Source organism: Paenibacillus qinlingensis (assembly GCF_031455095.1).
Classification (GTDB): domain Bacteria; phylum Bacillota; class Bacilli; order Paenibacillales; family NBRC-103111; genus Paenibacillus_E; species Paenibacillus_E qinlingensis_A.
Window position 1 is genome coordinate 1,413,056 of sequence record NZ_JAVDSB010000001.1, and the last position, 16,584, is coordinate 1,429,639.

Sequence of the window (16,584 nt, forward strand, 5' to 3'; positions counted from 1 at the left end):
AGCATTCATATTTTATAACGTAGAGGAGAATGAAAATGAGAAAAGATTTCGTATTTCACTTATATAATGTTGAGCATAATAATTTCATGAACCACCTTGCTAAATGCCCAGAGGATTTACGTAAAGTTGTTCCACAAGGTTTTAACACCAGCCTTTATTGGCATTTGGGACATGTGCTTCGCATAACAGATTTCCATGTTTTTGGACTTTCGCAGCAAACGCTGGCAACACCGGAACACTATAAAGAATTGTTTCATTATGGAACGAAAGCTACGGAATGGACTGAAGCGCAGCTTGCTCAGATGCCTGAGTGGGATGTCATGATAGAGCAATTGAAAGAACAGCGTGAACATATTTACAATACGTTGAAGGATAGACTAGACGAGTCTGTGCCAGAGAACTTCAAAAAAGCCGAAAACTTCGGTGAATTAATTCTTACGACTGCCGCACATTTATCCAATCATAATGGTGTTGTAGCAGCTATGTTGCAAGTGCTTCAACAACAGAAATAAGCTGCTAAATAGCAGAACGCATAGATTGCATAACAACAGCCTTCCGGTACTTACCGGTGGGCTGTTTTGTGCAAATTAAGAGTTAAAGGATAGAATTGACATGACACTAAATGGTGACCTATAATACGACCGAAGAGCGAGGCAGAGGAGATTCCGCTTCGAGAAATTAGAGATTGTGTCGCTTTCTATAGTAAATTTTGGAGTACCTAAAACGAATTAGAGCGAAAGGATGTTAGGCATGAGTGAATCCAATCAGGCGTATATCATAATTTCGGCTGCGAGGGAAAACAATCTCAAGAACGTCTCCTTGCGCATTCCGAAGAAAAAGATCACGATTTTTACCGGCGTATCCGGTTCCGGCAAGTCTTCGATCGTCTTTGATACGATAGCCGCCGAATCCCAGCGACTACTGAACGAAAATTTCAGCATGTTCGTTCGCAATTTTCTTCCGCGATTTCCACAACCGGACGCGGACTCGATTGAGAATCTGAGCATGGCCGTTATTGTTGATCAGAAACGGCTAGGCGGTGGTTCGCATTCAACCATGGGTACGATTACTGATATTTCGCCCATTCTCCGTCTGCTGTTCTCACGTGTGGGTCACCCCTCTATTGGCCCTGTAAATATGTTCTCATTTAACGATCCACAAGGTATGTGTCCCGAGTGCAACGGACTCGGTCGTAGGCTTGGTGTCGACATGAATAAGGCTTTCGACAAGTCAAAGTCCTTGAATGAAGGGGCAATCCTGCTGCCTGACTATAAGGTAAACAGCTGGGATTTGAACTTGATCGTGCAGACAGGCTTCTTCGATCCCGATAAGAAGCTGATCAATTACACGGAAGACGAATTAGAGCAGCTCTTGTACGGCAAGGCGAGGAAAGTGGAGATGAATTTCGCCGGGAAAGCCATGAATATAACCATGGAAGGTATTATTGAGAAGTTCACAAACAAGTATATCAAACAGGATGTGAAAACGAAGTCCGAGCGTACACAACAAGCTGTTGCACCCTTCATTACGGAAGGATCCTGCTCCAGCTGCCGCGGTGCGCGGCTTAGTCAAGCTGCGCTTGGTTGTCGAATCAATGGCTACAACATTGCGGAGTTATCCGCCCTGGAGGTTGGTCAGCTCATTCGCATTGTTCGCGAAATTGACGATCCAGTAGCAGCACCTGTTGCGAAGGCACTGAGGGATCGCTTGCAGCATCTAGTGGATATTGGCCTAGATTACTTGACGCTCGATCGTGAGACGGATACCTTGTCTGGCGGCGAGTCGCAGCGTGTCAAGATGGTGAAGCATTTGAGCGGTAGTCTTGTAGATGTCACGTACATCTTCGACGAGCCGAGTGTCGGTTTACATCCCCGTGACGTACACCGATTGAATGAATTGCTTCAAAAGCTGCGTGATAAAGGGAATACGGTCATTGTGGTTGAGCATGATCCTGATGTAATCAAGGTAGCGGATCATATTGTAGACGTCGGGCCGCATGCTGGCAATCGCGGTGGAACGATTGTGTATGAAGGAAGCTATGAAGGCTTACTGGAGTCAGGCACATTGACGGGTACACATATGAAGCGTCCGCTCCAATTAAAAGATGATTGCAGAAAGCCATCCGGTTCTTTAACTATTAAGGAAGCCTCCTTGCACAACCTTCGAAATGTAAGCGTTGATATACCAACCGGTGTACTGACCGTAGTTACAGGTGTTGCTGGGTCTGGCAAAAGTACACTGATTAATGACGTATTCCTTGGCCAGCATCCGGATGCGATTGTAATCGACCAATCTGCGATTGGCGTTTCAACTCGCTCTAATCCCGCTACATACACAGGGATTATGGATGATGTTCGTAAAGCTTTTGCAACTGCGAACAAAGTGAACCAAGGCTTATTCAGCTTCAACTCCAAGGGTGCCTGCGAGAACTGCCAAGGACTAGGTGTTGTATATACAGACCTTGCTTACCTAGACAACGTGAAGTTGCCATGCGAAGTTTGTGGAGGTAAACGTTTCAAGGAAGAAGTACTGGCCTACAAGTTAAACGGCAAATCTATTGCAGAAGTCCTGAGTATGACCGTAGATCAGGCACTGGAATTTTTTCAGATGAAAGAAGTTGTTCGTAAGCTCCAGGCGATGAGTGATGTAGGACTCAACTATATTACACTAGGTCAGCCGCTCAGCACTCTCTCGGGTGGCGAATGTCAGCGTATTAAGTTGGCAAGCGAGCTGCATAAGAAGGGCAGTATCTATGTGATGGATGAACCCACGACGGGTCTACATATGTCAGATATCGGTCACCTGTTGGAGATTATGAACCGCCTTGTGGACGCTGGCAATACGGTAATCGTGATTGAGCATAACCTTGAAGTCATCAGCCATGCAGATTGGATCATCGACATGGGACCGGATGGGGGCAGCAAAGGTGGACAGGTCGTGTTCGAAGGTACACCAAAACAGATGATTCAAGCTGAGCAATCGATCACAGGAAGGTATTTAAAGTAAGGTAAATATCTGAAACGATTTGACGTATCGACGATGAGTTGGGAGGAGTATGTTTATGTCAAATAGTACGATGAACCGCAAGGTTGATGGATTTTTAAATAAGGCAAAGAAGTGGAAAGAAGAGTTTGAGAAGTTGAGAAGTATTGTTCTTGACTGTGAGTTAACCGAAGATTTTAAATGGATGCATCCCTGTTACACGTTTCAGGACAAAAACATCGTTTTGATGCATGGTTTTAAAGATTACTGTGCACTTCTGTTTCACAAAGGGGCCTTGCTGAAAGATGCCAATGGGATTCTCATCCAACAAACGGAGAATGTTCAGTCAGCTCGCCAAATTAGGTTTACGGATATACGCGAAATTGTTGCCTTGGAATCCATTATTAAAGCCTACATTTATGAAGCGATAGAGGTGGAAAAAGCCGGATTAGAAGTAGCGTTTAAAAAGCCAACCGAATTCAAAGTTGCTGAAGAATTTCAGGCTAAATTGGATGAAAACCCTGCGTTAAAAGCGGCTTTCGAGGCATTAACACCAGGCAGGCAAAGAGCATATCTCCTTCATTTCTCTGAACCCAAACAATCCAAAACACGCGTGTCACGGGTTGAAAAATACATGGAGCACATACTTAGTGGCAAAGGATTGAACGATTAAGAAGACTCGGCGAGTCAAACACAAAAGGATGCTCCCATGTTACAATAAGGTCAAATGAATGTAAGTGAAGCAAGATCGAGGGGAGTTTAAGCATGGAATTTCAATTATTATCAAAAGATGTCACACAGCATTATTGTCGTAAAATTCTGATGCCCGAGGGCGCAACCGAAATATTGATGGCCATCACGGATCAAATTAATCATGATTCCAAATTGATGGACATTTATATGGATTTTTATAAGAATAATATCGAAAGTGGCTATTGGACAACGGTATGGGAACCTTTAGCGATTCATGCTTACGTGGAAGAAGTTCTTGGACAAGAGGCTTCGTTGTTTTATCTTCATGCAGCCTTGCAAAGATTACCTCTGGCCGAGCAGAAGTACGCCGAAAGAAGATTGAACGAGGAGCTATTTGTAGAAACCTTACGAGATATCGGTGTATGGGTGCAAAATGCCTATAATTTAGTCGGATATTATGCCATTAGAAATTTCAGCTGGATTTGGCGTCATCTTGAAGCCCGAATGTTTCGAGTGGGAGGTATGCAATTTATTGCGACCAAGTTTTCTGGGGTTGTTAAAGGTTTTTACAATGAGAAGGAAGAAAGATTTATGCTCTTAAGCAGTAAAGGGATGGAATTAAGGGCTAATGGTGATATGCAAGGCGTATGTAATAAAGAGAAAACAACCAATGGTTTTGTGACGGAATATGAGGAAACAGATGAATATTTCATTGGAAATCCGATCACGCCGATTGGAAAAGGTCTCAACAATCCAATTAAACTTAACAAAAATGAATGGACAAAAGTGCTGGATAAGGATGATACTATGCTTGAGATTCACATCCCCAGAGATACAGCTTTTGATATGGAAAAGATTAAAGACACCTACATACAAGCTAAGGAATTTTATGCAAAATATTTCCCAGAGGTTTCATACAAAGGGATGGTATGCCATACTTGGCTCTTTACTCCTCAATTGCGGGAGATGTTACCGCAGACAAGCAATATCGTGAAGTTCCAAGAGCAGTTCTATCTCTATCCGACAGCGGGTTCTGTGCGGTTTTTATGGAACTTTGTGTTTAATGAATTAACCGAGGTGAAGGATGCCAAACCTGACACTTCCTTAAGGAGAAAAGTTCTTACTTATTTAGAAGAAGAGAAAGAAATATTCGATATGAATGGGGTATTTCTTGATATATGCGGTGAATTTGGAACCGTATCTTATACTAAAGAAGATTAGGATGACATTGCGAAGCTGCCGGACAAGGATCGGCAGCTTCGCTGCGTTCATGCATAGACCAGGCAGGTCCGTGAAGGATATTTATGTAAAATGACGAATAGGTTAACGAAACCAATTTCAATAGAACTAAGGTGAGGCAGCTTATGAATATCGTATTGATCGGGATGTCGGGAGCTGGAAAAAGCACATTAGGCGTGCTTTTAGCAAAAGCAATGGGTATGAATTATGTAGATACAGATATTGTTATCCAACAACAGGAAGGTAGACTATTACAAGATATCCTCGATGTGGATGGCACTGAAAAATTTCTGGAAGTCGAAGAAAAGGTTGTTGCTAACTTACACTTTGATAATTGTGTGATTGCTACAGGTGGAAGTGTCATTTATTCGGATATTGCGATGAATGCACTCAAACAGGGCGGTCAGATCATATATTTACATGTCTCCTATGAAGAAATTAGCAAGCGATTAACCAACATAACCACCAGAGGCATTGTGATAAAAAAAGGAAATAGTCTGGAGGACGTTTACGTGGAACGGCTTCCGCTATATAGGAAATACAGTGACATAACGATTGATTGTGCCGATAAGGATATCGAACAGTGTGTTCGTGAAATAATGGCGAGAATAAAAGACCTTTAATCGAATTGGAGGGTTCCGTTCGTGAACGAGCGAAATATCATTGAACAATTCAAGCATACGGTTATTAACAACGCTTCCGTTGAATTGAGACGGCTCCTACAGGAGCATCCTTTTGTTACAAATCAAATCAATGAACCTTGGTTTCCATTCGATACACCTGCGATCGTCGCTGCAGCGGCAAAAGGGAACCGAGAAGCCGTAGATATATTGCTAGAATTTGGCGCTGATTTACATGCAAAGAGCAGTTGGTGGGCAGGCGGGTTCGGCGTTTTGCATCATGACCATCTTGAGCTTTCTCGCTATTTGATTGAACGTGGAGCCCCTGTTGATATCCATGCGGCATCACTTTTAGGCATGCTGGACACAGTCAAAGAGATCATTGCGAAGGATCCCTTAGCGGTCAATCAGCGAGGCCCGGACGGACAAGTTCCGCTTCATTTTGCAACTCAACATGAAATTATGGATGTACTACTTGCTCATGGAGCGGATATTCATATACGCGATATCGATCATGGCAGCACGCCTATACAATGGGCGATCGACAATACGGATAAATGTAAGTATCTCGTTGCGCATGGTGCGGCAGTGGATATCTTTATGGCGATCCAAATCGGAGATATTGAGCTAATTCAATCCCTTCTTCGTGACGACCCAGAGAGCCTTCAAGCGCAAGTAGGACGAGGGATTTTCACTTCCGGTGATTCGAACGGTGGGCATATTTATGAGTATAAAATAGGCATTCACGCGCGGCCGCTCCATGTTGCGGCACGCCGGAATCATCCCGACGTTGTGGATCTGATTTCTAGGCATAGTCCGCCAAATCAGCGTCTATTGCTAGCATGTTTGCAGGGGAATCAAGCGGCTGTGCAAGAGCAACTTGCGAAGGATGCCAATTTGGTAAAGTCACTTTCGACGGAAGAGCTAAGCTCGATTGCTGATGCAGCTTGGAAGAATGAAGATCAGGCTGTTCGAACGATGCTCGAAGCTGGATTTCCAGCCGATTCACGGCGTAGTAACAAAGATTGTACAGCGCTGCATAACGCAGCAATCCGTGGAAATAAAGAAGTGGTTCAGTTGCTGCTTGAGCATGGAGCGTCCGTCCAACTTACACAGGGTTACGGAGGAAATGCTTTGGGCAGTTGTTTGTGGGGATCCGTTCACATGCGAGATTCAACAGGGGATTATCCATCGGTGCTTGAACAACTCATTGATGCAGGATCACCCTTACCAAACCTTTTAGCGGGAAGCGAAGAAGTTAAGGAAGTGCTGCGTCGTCACGGAGTTCATACAACAAACTAACGTATACATGCAACACGAATGATACATATGATAATGGGAGTGGAGTCAAATGGGAAAAGAGCATATGAGACCAATTTATAACGCTGGTGAATCGCTGTTGAAAGATATTCAAAGAACACAAATCCCTGAAGGTGGGGTAGCTATATGGAGTTTGGGTCAAGCAGGTGTGCTGATAAAAGGCAGCAGTTCAGATGAACTTATTTGTGTAGATCCCTATTTAAGCTATTCCATTGAAACAGAGGATCCCGATACGGAATTTAAGCGTGAAATTCCACCTCCGCTTTCTCCGAATGAGTTGAATGTAAACTCGGTATTGCTTACACATTTTCATAATGACCACATGGATTTGACTACAATTAAAGGTGTTGCTCAAGCACATCCGGCAACGAAATTTGTTGCGCCTGCTTCTCATGCCTATCTACTACATGACATTGAGATTGATCGAAGTCGTATTCTGCCAGCAAGACAGGAACAAGTCATCTCCGACCAAAGCATCACTATTACGCCTGTGGCAGGAGCGCATACGGCGTATGAGTCTGATCAAGACGGCAATCAATATTATCTAGGCTTTTTTATCGAAATAAATGGTGTGCGTATTTATCATACGGGGGATACAGTAGTCACGCCTGAATTGATCGAGCAAGCTAAGAAATTTCAACCGCATGTCACGTTATTGCCAATAAATGGAGGGGATTATGCCAGAACTTCCAGAGGCATTGTGGGAAACATGAACTTCCGTGAAGCGGCTGATTTCGGCGTGGAAATCGGTTCGGATATACTTATTCCTATCCATTTTGATATGTTTTCGAAAAATCGTGATAACCCATCCTACTTTGTTGATTACTTATTTCACAACTATCCAGCACAAAAGTTTCATATGATGTCAGCTGGCGAGCGATTCATTTATTTTACTTAATTTAAGAAAACCGCGTGAGCTTGGGACTTTTTTGCTAGTCTTTAAGCTGCCGCGGTTTTTTATGCAAGTTAATCCAGGAATAACATAAAATGAGGTGATAGTATGGCAATCATTCAGACAGCAATCAAACGAAAAGAAATGCTGCTTATTACTGCCGTAGCACTTGGCACTTTGCTTAACCCGCTCAATACGACAATGATTTCGGTCGCTTTAGCCCGGCTACAGGAGGACTTCCACCTGACATTTGCTGATGTATCGTGGTTAATTTCTACCTATTACTTAATTAGCGCTATTGGACAGCCGCTTATGGGCAAATGGAGCGATTTATTTGGCCGCAAAAAAGTGTTTATCCTGGGGCTGCTGCTCGTCACGTTGTCATCGAGTCTTGCTCCGCTGTCACCCACCTTCGGGTGGCTTATTGGGTTTCGGATTATTCAGGCTTTGGGCAGCTCTGCCTTGTTTCCATCCGGGATGGGGATGATCCGCAGTCAAATCACTTCGAATCAAGCGAAGGCTCTTGGCATCATATCTATATTTTCCAGCACTTCAGCTGCTTTTGGTCCCTCACTCGGTGGCTTGTTATTACACTACGGAGACTGGCCATTGATTTTCCTTTGCAATTTTCCGTTTATTATTGCTTCATTTGTACTCGCTTGGAAACTGTTCCCGAAAGATCCAAAAATGGTTGGCCGTGCTGCTGAAATGGATTGGTGGGGTGTAGCACTATTTTCTTCGGCCATATTCATGTGGCTGCTGTTTTTCCTAGCGCTAGCAGACGGACTAAGCCTGTGGAAGCTGATAGTCAGCGTAGGATTGACGTTCTGGTTATACCGATATGAGCTCGGGCAAAGTAAGCCGTTCATCAATGTTGCTTTTTTACGTAAAAATATGAACGTGACTCGTATTTATGCGCAGTTTATTTTGACGAATATTGCTTTCTATTCCATCATGTTTGGCATTCCGTCTTATTTACAGAGCGTACAGGGGATGGACCCGCAGAAGACAGGTCTAGTCATGCTGTCTATTGCCGGTTTCAGTGTGTTGGTCACGCCACTAGTCGGTCGCTGGATTGACCTTAGCGGTTCCAGGCCGCCGCTGATTGCCGGAACGGCTCTGGTTGCTGTGGGCAGCTTGCTGCTCATGCTCATTCAGGATAATGCAAGCGCAGTAACCATTTTCCTTGTCCTCTGCGTGCTAGGAATTGCCAACGGATTTAACAATTTATCCATGCAGACCGCACTTTACGATTTCGTTACTAAAGAAGAGACAGGCATTGCTTCCGGACTATTCATGACTTCGCGGTTTATCGGAACCATTCTGTCTTCAAGTTTACTTGCGGCATTATTCGGCAAAAACATCACGACCTCGCACCTACATAGCATGGCGTGGACCTGTGCAGGACTTGGTGTGTTAATGTTCGCTTTGACCATGCGGATGCCCAGTCGGAGTGTACAAAAAGCTATCCAATAACATACCTGAAGTCTCATATACATGAACGTAGGAAAGCGAGGAGGTAGGGGCGAAGATATGCGTGTAAAAAAACTAATTTATATGACCGCGCTTCTTATGGTTACCTTTGTTTCGATTGTCGTCCTATGGGCAACTGGATTAATGGGTTTATGGACTGAAGGTATCGCATTTATTGCAAACAACACAACTGAATTTACGAGTAGAAATAGTCAGGTCATCGATGGTAAGTATGTTCTACAAGTGGATTTGTCTGATCTTGAAAGCAACATCGGTAAAGTGATCTATAAGGATAACGAACATAAAATATACGTATCTTGGCTTCAGAGTAGACGTGTTGGCGAATATGACCTTGGATTTCGATCAATTGGAACGTATTCGTTATCAGGTGCTTCTCTCATCTCGGGGATTCACCATGAGACTATAAATGATCATGCTTTTACTTATTCCATGTCTGCCAAAATGACTGTAAAGTACGAAGATAAAACATACCATGCAACGGAGTCAGGTCAATGTGGTTTGAATTTTAAGGATGGCGATTGTTTCTCATTTAACATTTACTTAAGCACGGAGCCAAAAGGTGAGCCTATTAAAGATGCGGGGATTGTGGAAGTCATGATTACTGACTTATATAAGAATATTTGGCTTAAAAAATAACTTCATAGCGTGTTACCTCCTTGCCTTAAAAGTGAATCTGGTGTATTTCTTCTTGCTAATTTGGAGAGCCTATATCCAAAATTATGGAAGGTGATACACCATGTGGAGAATGCTAGTGTTGTTTGGATTACTAATCGTTTGTACTTGTTATGCACCACGTGATGTGGAGGCGAAAGAGCCTTTTGAAGAGATGCATCTTAAGATGGGGTATACAACGGTTGATGATGCAGTGGCGGCATGTGAGAAGTATTTCTCGCGTGACATCAAATTGCCGATTGAGGTGCCTCCAGTTGTATTTACGCATCAACTTGGGAGATGTTCGACCACATTTGGCAGTCCCGCGAATGATGAACTTGAAATAGAATATCTGAACGAACGTGATACTGTCTATCATTACATGATACGGATAAGACCTTCCGAATATCGAGGTAACTTATTCCAGAATAAGAATGATTTACTTGGTACCTACGAACTCCGTGATGGAACTAAAGCACAATACGGAAAGGTGTCATCTGGCCGATTTTACATGCTTACGTTTGAAAAGAATAACTATCAATATGCACTAATTGTCGGCTACCGTGTGAAAGCGAAAATAACAGAGCAAGTTTTGGTGGACATTGCGAATTCGGTGAGAGGAACGTACCCAGATCCAAAAGAAAATCCCCTTCGTTAAAGAGTAAGTTAAATACTTAGAGGAGTGGTAGCTAAGGGGAGCTACCACTTTTTCGTATGGAGAGAACGAAGTAAGCAACTATTCATGGTTTTGCAGCGTCTACACGTTTGGGATAATTTGTTATTTAAGGATGAAGGAGTGATGGTTTGTATGCTCATGGAAGAAGAGGTCCTTGTATATCTCAAAATAGGTTTGTTAGTTGTTATCATTCCTGTTTGCGTCCTGGTGATAAGTTTGATGCGTTCTTTTAAGAAACAGGGTTATGGGTGGTTTTTAAGTCACTTGCTATTGTTTACGTTTGCAGCATTCAGTTGGATAAGGATATTGGAAAATAGGGCTTATTCAAGCTCGTTAACTAATTCTTTATCAATTGCTGGGATTGGCATGATGTGGTTAATCAGTATGGTTTGTTTTGTTAAAGGGCTATTGTTATTGAGTTATTTAAAGAAAAAGTCAGTAAACAGTAGTGATTAACTGTACATCGAGTAGAAATGGAGACTTCTATGAAAAGAATGTATACAGACCCCAAAGGGGAAGCTTACAACCAAGTAATCGATTTGGCGATACGAAATTCGGCATATTTTGTGCTTGGGGAGAAACTGGCAGCTGCCGAGGGAAAGGGAAATTATGCTCATGTATTGGAGTCATTGGAGCCTTTCCTGCTGAAGACAATCGAACTCCAAGGAGATATTGAAGAAATCAAAAGGATTAGAACTACTTATGACTGTCGTGCTTTCTATACAGCGGGAACCTATTACTTATATAGATCCTGTGAAGAGAGCGGGAACTTACTGAAGCAAATGGCAAACAGCTTGTCTGATTGGATCTATCCTTCACTGCCAGAAGATTTGTGTTTCGTGAAAGCGGGTGGCGGCGATTATCTATACTCCGTTGTACATGAACGCTGGTATGGTATGGATGTAACGGAGGAAGAAGCTATTGCATTAATGGAACAAATAACGGGGCTCTTTTTGCAACTTGCGTCTCATAGTGATCTGGATAGTCTGCTAGATGATGCGATCAAACATCAAACGGATTGGCTCTATCTGAGTAGACATGGGTTGACTGAACTGCCAGAGAGGATTCGTGAACTTACGGAGCTGCGCGAACTAGAAATATTTGAACAGGATTTGTATCAACTTCCTGAAGCGTTATTTGAATTAAGTAAGCTTGAAAGTTTGAAAATCATGACCGCCGATTTAGCATGTATTCCAGCATCCATAGCCAAATTGAAAAACTTGAGGGAGCTTAGCATCATATGTGCGAGTTCGGATCGGCCGACTCCTGATTTGCTGTTTAAGCCGAAAGAAGAAATCAGCCTAAATCGTATCCCACCTGAGATTGGTGAAGTAGAGAATCTGGCGTTTCTTACGATCCAATATTCGGCGATCCATGAGTTACCGCGCGAGTTAAAGAAGCTTCAAAACTTGCGACTTTTGAACATCAGTATGTGTATGATTGATCGTAAACCTGACTTTCTGTTGGAAATGAAACAACTGGAATATGTGAACCTATCAAGGGATGCGCTGTGGTAATTGATGGATTCAACTGAAAATATCTAATTTTCTATAGGTGGTACATAATTGTTTAATCAATCTTCTCCCTTGAAGCGTTTACCGTGCTTTCATTATGATAGTTATAAATGTGATTTGGGGTGAGAAAGATGAGCGTAGCATGTACTATTGCGAGTATTGTTGACAAACTAAAACTAGTTAACGGAATAAGTGCACTGGTTCTCGGTGGTTCAAGAGCAAGGGGAACTGATAACATACATTCAGATATTGATATTGGTATCTACTACGATTCTTCCTTAGGACTGGATATTGCTCAGCTTCGCCAGGTTGCGGCTGAACTAGATGATGATCATAGAGAAGACTTAGTGACAGAAATAGGTGGTTGGGGCCCCTGGATTAATGGGGGAGGATGGTTAAAAGTTAATCAAATTGCTGTCGATTTTATATATCGTGATCAGCATAAAGTGTCGAGAGTCATGGACGAATGTGTAAGGGGAGAGGTCAGAATGGATTATCAACCCGGACATCCACATGGATTTGCTAACGCCATTTATATGGCAGAAATTTCCTTGTGTCAAGTATTATGGGATCCTTCAGACGTCATAGGTAATATGAAGAGTAGAACGATCCCGTATCCCCGAGCCTTTTTAGAAGCAATTATCGGAAAATTTCTATGGGAAGCAACGTTTGCTTTAGATAATGGCTATAAAGGAATCTACAAAAATGATATTTCCTTTATTGCTGGATGTTGTTTCAGGTCCGTATCTTGTTTAAATCAGGTTTTGTTTGCAAAAAATGAAACCTACTTAATGAATGAAAAAGGTGCTGCCGCTATTGCAGATTCATTTCAAATAGTGCCCATCCAATACGCGCAGCGAATCAATGACGCCTTCGCTCTCATTACGGAAGATCCAGATTCCTTAAGGGAAGCGATTAATAAGTTACGTGAGCTGGTTCAAGAAACAAAAAACCTAATTAATGGATGAAACATATGTTCTCATTATTCGAATTGTGCTATGATGTATTCATCATGATGATGGAGATGACGAATGAATATACACAACACGATCAGTGATTATGAACAATTTAACCATTGGACACAAAGTACCTTACAGCCATTAAGTGATCATGATTGGCATCGTCCCATTCAAGATGGAAAAGCTTCCATCGCTGAAATAATTGCGCATCTAAGAAACTGGGATCTTCATCTTATTGATGTCGTCATTCCTTCCATTATGCAAGGCGGCGGGATTGAATTTCCCGATTTCAACGTCTACAATAGCAAAGCCTATGAACACGCAAATTCAGGTGTATCCAAAAATGACTTACTACAAGAATTCTCAGATGACAGAAAGAAACTGATTGATCTTCTAAGAAATATGACATGGGAAGACTTATTGTTTGAAACAACCGCAAACGGTGTCACACATTGCCCTCATACAGGTCAACCTTACTCCCTTCTTTACATCATTCATGAATTTATTGAGCATGACGAACATCACAAAAAACAAATGATAGACTTTCTACATGATTTACAAGAAAAAAAGTGATCATGAGGTATTCGAATAGGCAGCCTGTGGTTGTCTATTTCTCGATTTTAAGGGTAGTCATATCTGTGTTATATTCAGAGGGGGAGAGTTATCTTGAAAATCGGAATAATTGGTGATTACAGACCTGAATATCCATCACAAAAAGCAACAAATGATGCGATGCGTCATTCCTCAGCGAAATCAGGTATACAGGTCGATTATCAATGGATTCCTACCCAGTCTATACCTGAACATTTCAGTGTAATTACTTCAAATTACGATGGTTATTGGATTGCTCCGGGTAGCCCAGAATCAATCACAGGTGTCTTGGCAATGATCACTTATGCACGCGAACAACATGTGCCACTGCTAGGAACATGCGGAGGATTCCAACATATGATCCTTGAGTATGCGAGGAGCATTTTATCGATTGAAGATGCAGCACACGAGGAGCAATCACCAGATGCATCTAAATTACTTATCAGTAGGCTAGCTTGTTCACTTGTGGGCCAGCAAGGCGAAGTTCAGATTAGCCCATGTTCAAAGGCATATAGAATTTATCAAACACCGAAGACTATAGAACACTTTCGATGTAATTATGGGCTTAACGCCAACTATCAAAATCAAATTGAACAATCAGGACTAAAAATTGTCGGGACAGATCAACTGGGTGAACCCCGAATCATAGAAATACCTAAGCATCCATTTTTTATTGGAACACTATTTGTACCACAGCTAAGTTCAACCTTTGAAACACCGCATTGTTTAGTGGATGCTTTTATTGAACAGGCATGTATACATGCGGGTGAAATTAACAGAAATTGAAAATGGAGAGATACCGCATGATAAATAAGGATTACTATTTTTCACTTTGTAAGGATGCAGAATCAAATCAAGTTTCTTACATTGAGAAAGCTAAATCAAAAGCACACCGCTGGGAATATACCGATTGGAAACGCTATGATTCCACTCCTTATTGGTTCGAAAGAAACTTGGAACCGCGAGCACCACTCATGGAAATAGGAGCAGGCATAGCTTACGCTTTTGATGAAAACAACAACATTTGCTTCATTTCAGCTAGTCAAGAGGAGTGCTTTGAACAAACGGATAAGCATGTAATTAATCGACGCTACTGGAATGGTAAAGTGGACTCCATAGAAGAAATACGAATAGTTGATGGTCTACCTGTAATGTATGTAGAGTTTATTGTCCGTAATGGGATGAATCCTGGCCAAGAATGGCATTTTGAAGAAGAGTACGCTTATGAGAACAGAATGCTTGTAAAAATAAAGCGAACTGAATATTGGTATGCAGGAAAAACAGTCCGTAATCGAGAGTTTCAATTGGAATATGATCACTTAGGAAATCTTTCGCTGATTAAGGAAAACGGAGCCGTAATATACAATAATCTAAGCAGTGAACAGATCATTGAGCTTCGTGCTGAAATCGTGAACGGGCTAATAGCTGAATCCATACATACGATTAAAAAAATAGGAGAAAAGCTTCGAAACGACTCCGTTTGTTTTATCGGGATATATCTCCATGACGAGCCACAAGGCCCGATTGACCCTATTTTTCACCCGGGCTTGCAGAGTATCCGAGATAAACAATTACTAGCTGGTGAAGATACCTGGACATTATGGAGCGCTGGTGAACATCCCGTTCAATATCAAGAATCTCTATCCAATGAACAATTAAAAAATCAATTCACATTGTTAATGCAGTATTGGCAAATTCATTCAGATTGGTCTCAAGAACCTCAACATCCAGTACTAAGTAACTACACATGGTGGGGCGAGAGTAAAGCACTTTGGCAGGAAGTTGCAATGGAACTTAACCTTATCAATTGGGAGAGCATGATTCGTACATCGGAATCTTTTGTAATATTTGCGGATGAAGAGGCCATGGATGTTGCAAGTGGAGATCTGGCTAAAAATGTCCCAGCTAACAAGCTTCACATCCTTGAACGAATGGGATTACTTTCAAGCTAATTGCTTGCAAATACAGAATTTATATTAATCATATCGTTGTACGATTCATCAGGAGGATATGTCAGATGGATATCAAAAAAGTGATCGTAACCGGTCGAATGTATAAAGAACTAGAAAAGCTTGCTTCAATGGACACGAAGAGGGAGTATCTGTTTCTTCCGGAAGCGGAAGTTTGTCCAAATCACTTCGAGTGGGCGGATGGTTATGTAGCCTTCAAACCGACGGAGTCGTTTCATTTCGGTAATTTGCAGTGGGTGCATGCGCTCGGTGCTGGCGTCGATGCCTTTCTTTTTAACCGCGAATGGAAAAAGGATGTTGTATTAACTCGTACGGTAGGAAGTTTTGGACAGAAAATAGGGGAATATTGCTTAAGTTATATACTCGCTGATATACATCGACATGGACATTTTCAGCATACTCAGGTACAGAACGTATGGATGCCTTCAAAGCAGAAACTTTTGCAGGAGCTGAACATCGTCATTTTCGGTACCGGAACGATAGGCGAAGAAGTGGCTAGGATGCTTCAAACGTTCGGGGTGAACGTATTCGGTATATCTCGCAGAGGCACTGCGAACAGTCATTTTACAAGGGTTGTACCGGTTTCTGATGTACAAGCTGTATTAACTCAAGCCGACTGGGTAATAAATACGCTCCCCTTAACACCTGCAACCGAACGTTTATTCGATAGCCGATTGTTTTCCTTTATGCAGAGCACAGGCTTTATCAACGTAGGAAGAGGAGCTTCGGTGGATGACAATGCATTGCTCGAGGCAATTGAACAAGGTCATGTGCGCAGAGCTGTTCTTGATGTGTTTAGGGTAGAACCCCTGCCAGTAGAATCACCTTTATGGGCACATTCGAACGTGGTCATTACGCCGCATATTTCTGCTGTTACCGGTGTGGAAGAGGCGATTGAAGGTTTGCTCGCTGTACTTGAAGGGGTAGATCGTGGGCAAGAAATAAGTCAATCGGTGGACGTAATCCGCGGATATTAGATTTGT

The 16,584-nt window shown here is 42.3% G+C and carries 17 protein-coding genes; all 17 read left to right on the forward strand.

All coding sequences use genetic code 11. From position 1 onward, the window contains the following. Positions 1–35: 35 nt before the first annotated feature. The 17 genes from J2736_RS06420 to J2736_RS06500 all read left to right on the forward strand — a co-directional run bounded on the left by J2736_RS06420 (position 36) and on the right by J2736_RS06500 (position 16,578). Positions 36–512, forward strand: a complete 477-nt coding sequence (locus J2736_RS06420) for a DinB family protein (RefSeq protein ID WP_310224506.1) — start codon at positions 36–38, stop codon at positions 510–512. Positions 513–750: 238 nt separating this feature from the next. After that, complete coding sequence (locus J2736_RS06425; protein ID WP_310224509.1) at positions 751–3,006, forward strand: excinuclease ABC subunit UvrA; 2,256 nt, start codon at positions 751–753, stop codon at positions 3,004–3,006. 55 nt (positions 3,007–3,061) lie between these two features. Beyond that, positions 3,062–3,655 carry a YdeI/OmpD-associated family protein gene (locus J2736_RS06430; protein WP_310224511.1) on the forward strand — a complete coding sequence of 198 codons (594 nt, stop codon included), beginning with the start codon at positions 3,062–3,064 and terminating at the stop codon, positions 3,653–3,655. A gap of 92 nt (positions 3,656–3,747) precedes the next feature. After that, positions 3,748–4,896 carry an acyltransferase domain-containing protein gene (locus tag J2736_RS06435; protein WP_310224513.1) on the forward strand — a complete coding sequence of 383 codons (1,149 nt, stop codon included), beginning with the start codon at positions 3,748–3,750 and terminating at the stop codon, positions 4,894–4,896. A 143-nt stretch (positions 4,897–5,039) separates the two neighbouring features. Continuing rightward, positions 5,040–5,537 carry a shikimate kinase gene (locus J2736_RS06440; RefSeq protein ID WP_310224515.1) on the forward strand — a complete coding sequence of 166 codons (498 nt, stop codon included), beginning with the start codon at positions 5,040–5,042 and terminating at the stop codon, positions 5,535–5,537. A gap of 21 nt (positions 5,538–5,558) precedes the next feature. Beyond that, positions 5,559–6,836, forward strand: a complete 1,278-nt coding sequence (locus tag J2736_RS06445; protein ID WP_310224517.1) for an ankyrin repeat domain-containing protein — start codon at positions 5,559–5,561, stop codon at positions 6,834–6,836. A 49-nt stretch (positions 6,837–6,885) separates the two neighbouring features. After that, positions 6,886–7,752 carry an MBL fold metallo-hydrolase gene (locus tag J2736_RS06450; protein WP_310224519.1) on the forward strand — a complete coding sequence of 289 codons (867 nt, stop codon included), beginning with the start codon at positions 6,886–6,888 and terminating at the stop codon, positions 7,750–7,752. A gap of 102 nt (positions 7,753–7,854) precedes the next feature. Continuing rightward, positions 7,855–9,222, forward strand: coding sequence for an MFS transporter (locus J2736_RS06455; RefSeq protein WP_310224521.1), 1,368 nt, complete (start codon positions 7,855–7,857; stop codon positions 9,220–9,222). Positions 9,223–9,279: 57 nt separating this feature from the next. Further along, positions 9,280–9,876, forward strand: a complete 597-nt coding sequence (locus tag J2736_RS06460; RefSeq protein WP_310224523.1) for a hypothetical protein — start codon at positions 9,280–9,282, stop codon at positions 9,874–9,876. Between the two features lie 100 nt (positions 9,877–9,976). Next, positions 9,977–10,549 carry a hypothetical protein gene (locus tag J2736_RS06465; RefSeq protein WP_310224524.1) on the forward strand — a complete coding sequence of 191 codons (573 nt, stop codon included), beginning with the start codon at positions 9,977–9,979 and terminating at the stop codon, positions 10,547–10,549. Between the two features lie 150 nt (positions 10,550–10,699). After that, positions 10,700–11,023 (forward strand): hypothetical protein, encoded by a 324-nt coding sequence (locus J2736_RS06470; RefSeq protein WP_310224526.1) that lies wholly within the window; start codon positions 10,700–10,702, stop codon positions 11,021–11,023. A gap of 29 nt (positions 11,024–11,052) precedes the next feature. Further along, the gene (locus tag J2736_RS06475) at positions 11,053–12,084 is read left to right on the forward strand and encodes a leucine-rich repeat domain-containing protein (protein ID WP_310224528.1); all 1,032 of its coding nucleotides are present in this window, start codon (positions 11,053–11,055) and stop codon (positions 12,082–12,084) included. Between the two features lie 128 nt (positions 12,085–12,212). After that, a complete protein-coding gene (locus J2736_RS06480; protein WP_310224530.1) occupies positions 12,213–13,049 on the forward strand; it encodes a nucleotidyltransferase domain-containing protein in 837 nt (278 codons plus the stop codon). A gap of 63 nt (positions 13,050–13,112) precedes the next feature. Further along, positions 13,113–13,613, forward strand: coding sequence for a DinB family protein (locus J2736_RS06485; RefSeq protein ID WP_310224532.1), 501 nt, complete (start codon positions 13,113–13,115; stop codon positions 13,611–13,613). 93 nt (positions 13,614–13,706) lie between these two features. Then, positions 13,707–14,417 carry a CTP synthase C-terminal region-related (seleno)protein gene (locus J2736_RS06490; RefSeq protein WP_310224534.1) on the forward strand — a complete coding sequence of 237 codons (711 nt, stop codon included), beginning with the start codon at positions 13,707–13,709 and terminating at the stop codon, positions 14,415–14,417. A gap of 17 nt (positions 14,418–14,434) precedes the next feature. Continuing rightward, entirely contained in the window at positions 14,435–15,583 is a 1,149-nt protein-coding gene (locus J2736_RS06495) for a hypothetical protein (protein WP_310224536.1), read from the forward strand. 65 nt (positions 15,584–15,648) lie between these two features. Then, entirely contained in the window at positions 15,649–16,578 is a 930-nt protein-coding gene (locus J2736_RS06500; protein WP_310224538.1) for a D-2-hydroxyacid dehydrogenase, read from the forward strand. Positions 16,579–16,584 lie beyond the last annotated feature (6 nt).